General features: G+C 70.4%; 5 protein-coding genes and 1 pseudogene. 1 reads left to right on the forward strand and 5 read right to left on the reverse strand.

Annotation, left to right across the window (positions count from 1 at the left end; all coding sequences use genetic code 11):
- The 4 genes and pseudogenes from NL1_RS34040 to NL1_RS34055 form a co-directional block, all read right to left on the reverse strand.
- Nucleotides 1-898, reverse strand: a pseudogene (locus NL1_RS34040) (endonuclease); the annotation flags it as partial.
- Nucleotides 899-900: 2 nt separating this feature from the next.
- Nucleotides 901-2,307, reverse strand: a complete 1,407-nt coding sequence (locus NL1_RS34045; protein ID WP_084511346.1) for a TIGR02678 family protein — start codon at nucleotides 2,305-2,307, stop codon at nucleotides 901-903.
- Nucleotides 2,304-3,914: a TIGR02677 family protein gene (locus tag NL1_RS34050; RefSeq protein ID WP_084511348.1), complete on the reverse strand. Its 1,611-nt coding sequence runs from the start codon at nucleotides 3,912-3,914 to the stop codon at nucleotides 2,304-2,306. The genes NL1_RS34045 and NL1_RS34050 overlap by 4 nt, the downstream gene beginning before the upstream one ends.
- Before the next feature lie 286 nt (nucleotides 3,915-4,200).
- Nucleotides 4,201-5,340: an NsdA family TPR-like regulatory protein gene (locus NL1_RS34055; RefSeq protein ID WP_067848576.1), complete on the reverse strand. Its 1,140-nt coding sequence runs from the start codon at nucleotides 5,338-5,340 to the stop codon at nucleotides 4,201-4,203.
- Nucleotides 5,341-5,665: 325 nt separating this feature from the next.
- Here NL1_RS34055 and NL1_RS34060 point away from each other — a divergent pair, with 325 nt between their 5' ends.
- Nucleotides 5,666-6,013, forward strand: coding sequence for a hypothetical protein (locus NL1_RS34060; RefSeq protein WP_067848567.1), 348 nt, complete (start codon nucleotides 5,666-5,668; stop codon nucleotides 6,011-6,013).
- 88 nt (nucleotides 6,014-6,101) lie between these two features.
- On the opposite strand, the gene NL1_RS34065 is transcribed toward NL1_RS34060, so the two are convergent.
- Nucleotides 6,102-6,986, reverse strand: coding sequence for a PAC2 family protein (locus NL1_RS34065; protein WP_067848571.1), 885 nt, complete (start codon nucleotides 6,984-6,986; stop codon nucleotides 6,102-6,104).
- Between the last annotated feature and the right edge of the window lie 149 nt (nucleotides 6,987-7,135).

The raw sequence follows: 7,135 nt of genomic DNA on the forward strand, positions 1-7,135 counted from the left end.
CGGCGTCGCGGCGCTCGCGCAGCGCGGTCGCGGCGAACAGCGCGGTGCTGGCGTGGGTGACCGCGTCCAGCCTGGTGCGCACCTGGTCGACGTCGGTCTTCGCCTGCACCGCAAGGTATTTCCGGTACACGCCGACGAAGGCGCGGGTCGCGGTGTCGGCGTGCACCAGGCCCTCGAGCGTGCGGCCGACCTCCTCCATATCGCTGAAGGAGCGGGCCGCGTCCAGTATCAGCTGTTCGTCCAGCGGGCGTAGGCCGTCGGTGAGCGCCTGGGAGAGCCCGCGCGGGTCCAGGTTCTTGGCCAGCTGCGGGCGGCGCAGCGTCAGAATGAGATTGATGAGCTGGTCGTAGCGCTGCGTGCCGAGCCCGAACATGCGGGCGTCGATGGCGGCGCGGTACTCGACGGGCCGGTCCACGATGGAGTCGGTGCCGATCTGCTCGGCCAGCTGCTTGCGGGTGAACGGGCGATCGTCGGGCCCGATGAGGGAGAAGTCCACGCCCACCCGGCCGTCGGCGACGAAATACCAGCGCGTGACCTTGTCCGAGGAGCGGGTGGCGCGCATGCCGATGCCGACGGTGACCACCTCGGGGTCGTCCCACTTCCCGCGCGCGAACTCCATCCAGACATAGGAGTAGGCCGATTCCTGCTTGCGGTACAGCAGATTCGACTTCATCGTGCGCTCTTCGCCCGCGAACGGGTTGAGCCTGCGCGGTTCGATGCGGCCGTCGAGCACGAACGGGAACAGCACCTCGAGCGCCTTGGTCTTGCCGGAGCCGTTCGGTCCGCGCAGCACCAGCCTGCCGTCGGCGAAGCAGAACTCCTGGTCCCGGTAGTCCCACAGGTTGACGATTCCGGCGCGGGTCGGGAGGAAACGCACTCCGCCGTGAATGACCGACATGTTCAGATCCCTTCCGTACCGGTGCGTGCGGCCCCGACCGTGTCGGCGGCGGTGACGAACAGTTCCGCGGCCCGCTTGGTACGCACGGTGACCACCGCGCCCCGATAGCGCGCCAGGGCGGGCAGCACGAGCAGCCCGTCTTCGAGCACGTGGACCAGCCGCAGCCGCGCGAGCAGGGCGGTGACCTGCGCGGTGAGCCCGGGCACGTCGGCCTGCCACTGCGCGGCGAAGGTGACGCCGTACCGGTCGGTGAGCGCCTGCACGGTGTCGCGCACCCAGTCGGCGGCGACGAACGGGTAGGTCGCCTCGGGTCCGGTCTCGTCTGCGGCCGAGTCCGCCTCGCCCGCTTCGGTCTCGGCGGACGGCGGGTCGGCCATCGGTGCGAACAGCGTCGATTCGGGAATGGCGTCGTCGAGCTGACCGGCCAGCGCACCGTCGTCGGCCGGGCGCGGACGGCGGGGGAGCGGGTGATCGATGTCGAGGACCACGTCGGCGATCTCACCGACCAGCAGCAGCGCCACCTGCGCGAGGGTGCCGGTGCCGGGGAAGCGGACATCGGACAGCCGCCCGGAGGTGTCGATCAGCGTGACGCCCTCGGCGCGGCGTTCGGCGCGCAGACCCGTGAACAGTTCGACATCGGCGATCGTGCGGTCCTGTGCCAGCACCGGGCGTTCCTCGGGCGCCAGGTCCTCGGCGTACACGACCGGGCGCTCCACCAGCGCCCGGCGCACCCGGCGGGCGATCTCGCCGGACTGCGCGGCGGGCTGCCCCGCGGTGACCGCGGGATCCTCGACGAGCAGACCCCGCACGCTGTGCAGATGCTGCAGTGCGCGCGGCGGGCGGAACAACGCGAACACGACCGGCCGATCGATGTCGTAGAGCGCCTCGCCCGCCTCGGGATCGGCGGCCCAGCCGCCCGCGTCGCCGTCGGCGAGGGCGAGCGCGCCGCGGGCGGCCAGCCAGCCGACGGCGTCGACGAAGGCGTCGCGGTCCGCGGCGCGATCCGGCGCCAGCTCGAGCCCGTCGATCCTGGCCGTGTACGCGGCGACCTGATCCGCGAGTTCCGAGAGCGTGATCTGGTCACCCGCGCGGCCGAGTGCGGCCAGCGCCAGCGCGAGGTAGGCGTAGCGGCGGCGGTCGAAGACGCGGTCGTTCACGGTGCGGGCGGGTTTGCCGGCGTCGAGCCGATCGATCACCGGGTAGACGCGGGCCGTGGTCTCGGTGACCTCGAGCCGGTAGCCGAACAGTTCGGCGAGGTCCTCGCGCAGTTCGGTGGCCCACCGGCGGATCAGCGGCAGCGCGATCCGATCCGGGTAGGTGCGGGTCACCAGATGGTTGGCCAGGACCACCCTGGCGGCGCGCTGATAATTGTCGAGGGCGAGTGCGTCGATGCGCCGGGCGTGGATCATGCTCCGCCCCTTGCGGTTTCGGTATCGGACACCTTCCCGCGCCCCGCGTTCCCGCCGCGGGACCTGGTCGCGCGGACGTCGAGTTTGCGGTTGTTCAGGTGCAGCAGCCCCCGCGCGGTCCGCACCACGGTCGGTCCCGCGTGCTCGGAGACCGTCAGGGTGACGCCGCTGTCCGTGCCGGTGGTGCCGCCGACCCGTCCGCTGACCGGCACCCACGCGGTGGAGGCGGCGTCGAGCAGCCGCAGCAGCACCTCGGTCTCGCGCTCGTCGAGCACCCGTTCGTGGACGTCCGCGGCCGCCAAGGACTGCGCCGCCTCCGCCAGCGCCCGCTGCGCGGCCAGCTGGGCCTCGCGCAAACGGCGAATACCCGCGTCGTTGCGCTGGATTCGGCCCGGGGCGCCCGCCGAGGGCGGCCGCCCGGTCTCGGCCAGGGTGCGGGAGATCTCCAGCGGCGGCGCCTCCCACCACGACCGCGTCGCGGGCACGATGTCGGCGTCCGGATGCTCCATGGCCAGGTGGCGCGGCCTGCCGAGCCCGAACACCGCGTCGAACAGCGCGTGCGCGCTGTCGGCGGTGGGCGCGGCGGTGAACCAGCCTGCCAGGTGCCGCAGCGCCGACTCCCTGCTCACGCCGCCGCGGCGCGTCTCGGTGACCCGCCGCAGCAGCGACAGCACGGCCGCGATCGCGCTCATGGTGGCTTCGCGCAGCCGGTCCGCCTCGGTGGACTCGCCCTCGACGTCCGAGGTGACGAACCAGGTGCGCAGACCCTGCCAGCGGGCGCGCCAGTCCGCCTCGCGTTCGGCGGCGCTCAACAGCACCCGCTCGTCGCAGCTCGCCGCGCGGACGACGAGGTCCTCGGCTCCGGTCTCCTCGATCTCACCGATGGCGGCGGCCAGCCGGGGCGCGAAGCGCGCCAGGTCCATGCTGAACTCGCGCATGTGCGCGAGCAACGCATCCTTGTGCGCGAGAAAGGATTCCGGGGTGATCTCGGTGGTACGCACCAGGTCGCCGAGGGACAGATAGAAATGCGCGGCGCGCGCGGCCATATCGGACAGCGCCGCGTCCAGCCTGCGCAGCGTGCGGTAGACGCGCTCGGCGTCGCCCGCCCGATTCGCCTCGGCGAGGGTGTGCAGGTCGGCGAGCAGTTCGGGCAGCACCAGCCGGGAGAGCGACGCCTCGTCCAGCCGCGCCTCCAGCACGGCCGCCACCGCGCGATAGGCCTGGAACCCGGCCTGCGAGAACTGGTAGACGTAGTGCCGGTTGCGGTATTCGGCCAGCGTCGCCGCCCGGGTTCCGTCGTAGCTGCGCTCCAGCACACCCCACTGGTGCAGCTGGTCGAGCAGCGGCCCGATCTCGGCGGCGCTGAGCGGCGCGGCATCGGCGCGCCGGAACAGACCCGGTTGCGCACCGGCCGGACCGGGTTCCGCCTGGTCCGGGGACGGTCCGCTCTCCGCGACCCGTGCGCGTCCGCCGTTGCGGCGAATCCAGTCCGCCACGTCGTCGGCGTGCAGCAACACCACGTAGGCGGCCCGCGCGCTGTCGAACGCGCGCAGCACCCACAGGTAGTCGGCGCGCTTCTCCGCGGTCGCGAAGGAGAACAGTCGCAGCCGCTCGTCCCACAGGACGGCGAAGCCGGGCTGATCACCCTGCGCGGCGGCGCCGAGCCGGTCACCCTGCGCGGCGGAGCCGGGCCGATCACCCAGCGCGGCGGCGCCAGGCTGATCACCCGGGGAGGCAGCGCCGGGCTGATCGCCGATGGGCGGGCCGTCGTCGGAGTCGGTCACCGGGAACAGGGTAGTAGCGGGCCGGTCGCCGTCACCAAGACCGACCCCCATTCGGCGTGGCTGTGTCCGCTGCGCCGCGGTTCGCCCGCGGCGGGCGGGCGCGGGCCGTTCACTCGGTGGACAGCGCGCGCAGTTGCTCGAGATAGCAGCGCGTGCGCGGATCGCCCGGATAGCGTTCGATGATCTCGCGGGCCACCTCGCCCGCGATCCACATCAGCGAAGGCAGCGAACGGCGTTTCCCCGCGAAGGCGCGCATGCCTTCGTGCACAGCGAGTTCCAGATCGCGGTTGCGCACCGCCACGACGGCCAGCGTCAGGTGTGCCTCGGAGACGCGCATCGGGTTGCGGACGGTGCCGTCGGCGCGGGTGGAATTCCGGATGACTTCGCGCGCAAAGGATTCCGCGAGGCGGTCCTCGCCCGCCACGCGGCAGCAGTCCATCGCGTAGAAGTCGAACTTCTGCGGATCCACCACGAAGTGGTTGTCCAGGTTCGCCGGATGGTCGAGTCGCTCCAGGATCGCTCGGCCCTTGCCGAGCGACCGCTCCACCTCGCAGCGGTCGCCGAGCCTGGCCCACGCTTTGGCACGCTGCGCGGCCAGCTGGACACCGACCCCGAAGGTGCAACTGTCCTCTAGCGCGCCGTCGACCGCTTCGACAGCACCCCGGTAGTTACCTTGGGTCAGCGCGAACCACGCCGCCATTTCCGCTGCCCACCCGGTGATCTCGAGATGGTCGGCCTCCTTGCCGAGCGACCACGCCGCCCGCCGGGTGGCCTCCGCCGAGGTACGGCGGCCCAGGTCGTAGTCCACGCAGCCGACCAGCAGCGCGACCCAGCCCGCGAGCACCAGGATCTCCCGGTGCTGGGCCAGCGTCAGCCGCCCGTCCAGCAGCGAGGTGATACGGCGCAGCCAGGACGTGCCCTCGGCGTGCAGTGCGTGCGGGTCGGCGTACGGGTACTCACAGCACAGGCGCTCGGCGGTGATCCGGATGGCGTCCAGGGTCGCGGCGGACACGTCCGACATGCGCAGCCTGCCGATGAACTCCAGCGTGTCCATCCCTGTCGCCGAGAGCAGTTCGTCGTCCCGGTTCGGTCTGGCCTTCGGGAAGAACGCCGCGGTGACGGTGTCGAAGGCGGCGGCGATGATGGGGGCGTAGAAGTCGTCGGGCCGCGACTCGCCCGACTCCCAGCGTCGCCAATTCCGTAGCAGCGTGCTGTCGGTCGGTAGATTGTGCGATGACTTCGCGCGCATCACGCGGACGGCGTCTGCCTGTGACCACCCCCTCGCATCGCGCTCGGAACGCATCCGGACAGCCCAGACGGGTCGATCGTCTCCAGCGGCCACGGTTGTAGTATCGCACCAGTTAACGTCTGGTGGCCCGGATAGGGCATCTAGATGTCAGCGGGTTGACACCTGCATTCGCAGTTTGGCGTCAGCGATCCTGAAATGGGAGCGGTCGGGTTGCCGGAGTCGCAAAGGCAAGCGCAGCGGCAAGATCCGGGATCGCCCCCATCGCACTACCCTGCACGGGAAGATCCAAACAAGAGAACAGCGGCCCTATCCAACGGAGGTTCGGGTGGAAGCGTTGATCTATGGATACTTGCGTGACGATCTCGCCGACGGTCACAGCGAAGAACTCGAGCGCGCGATGAGTACGTTCGCCCGAGCCGAAGGGCTTTGCTTCGCCGCAACATTCCATGAATCGACCGCGGGTGACGGCACCGCGCTCGCCGAGCTGACACAGGAACTCAAGCGCGCCGACGCACACCACGTGGTGGTGCCGTCACTCGATCACTTTGCCGGCCAGACGATTCCGCGCGACATCCTCATCGCGAAACTGGCACAGGAGGCGGCGGCTCAGGTCTGGACCGTCGAGGAGGTGCGGGCGACGGGCTTCGCAACCCCGCCACCCTCCGTGGCATGACCACCGAACCGAACGAGGCGAGCAACACCGCGACGCGGTGTTGCTCGCAAGGGGATGGACCTGCGCGGCGGACGCCTCGTCCGGCCGATCACAACCCGAAGCTGCCCGGACCCCGTCTGCGCAGGTACTTTTCGAACTCCGCCGCGATCGCGTCGCCGTCGATCTTGGCCATCGCATCGTTCAAATCGACTGCCGCGTCACCGCGTTCCTCCAGCGAACGCACGTACTCGGTGATCTCGTCGTCGCCCACGGTCATCTCGTTGACCGCGGCCTCCCAATCCTCGGCCTGCTTGGGCAACTCGCCCAGCGGCACCTCGATGTCGAGCACATCCTCCACCCGATGCAGCAACGCGATCGTCGCCTTCGGATTCGGCGGCTGCGACACGTAGTGCGGCACCGCCGCCCAGAACGACACCGCGGGCACGCCCGCCTTCACACACTGATCCTGCAGCACACCGGTGATGCCGGTCGGGCCCTCGTAGCGGGTCTGCTCCAGATTGAAACGCTCGGCCGCCTCCTTGCTGTAGGCGGAACCGGTCACCGGAACGGGCCGGGTGTGCGGGGTGTCGGCGAGCAACGCACCCAAGATCACCACGGTCTGCACACCCAGCTGTTCGATGAATTCCAGCAGATCCGCGCAGAAGCTGCGCCACCGCATATTCGGTTCGATCCCGCGCAGCAACACCACATCACGGTCGCTGCCCGGCGGGGAGCACACCGACAGCATGGTGGCGGGCCACTGAATTTCCCTGGTCACACCGTCGACCTGACGCACCGTCGGCCGATTCACCTGATAGTCGTAGTAATCCTCGGAATCGAGTTCGGCCAGCGGCTCGGCATCCCAGATCAGTTCCAGATGCTCGACGGCGCCGCTCGCCGCGTCACCGGCGTCGTTCCAGCCCTCGAAGGCGGCAACCAGCACCGGATCCCGCAACGTCGGCAGTTCCGAATCGGAAGTTTCACTGGGGTTCACCCGGTCAGCCTACGGTGTGCGCTCGCGTGGTGCTCTGTCTATTGGCGCGCTGGCGCGCGCGTGTTCGCGGCCCCCTGGTGTCTCGCGTCCGAGCGTTCGAGACTCGCGCCTGCGGCGCATGCGTCTCGAACGCTCGGACGCGAGACGGG

This window comes from Nocardia lijiangensis NBRC 108240 (assembly GCF_001613045.1).
Taxonomy (GTDB): Bacteria; Actinomycetota; Actinomycetes; order Mycobacteriales; family Mycobacteriaceae; genus Nocardia; species Nocardia lijiangensis.

Coding starts and splice junctions, on each gene's coding strand:
- NL1_RS34045 (WP_084511346.1), bottom strand. CDS start 2,307: ATGATCCACGCCCGGCGCATCGACGCACTCGCCCTCGACAATTATCAG.
- NL1_RS34055 (WP_067848576.1), bottom strand. CDS start 5,340: ATGCGCGCGAAGTCATCGCACAATCTACCGACCGACAGCACGCTGCTA.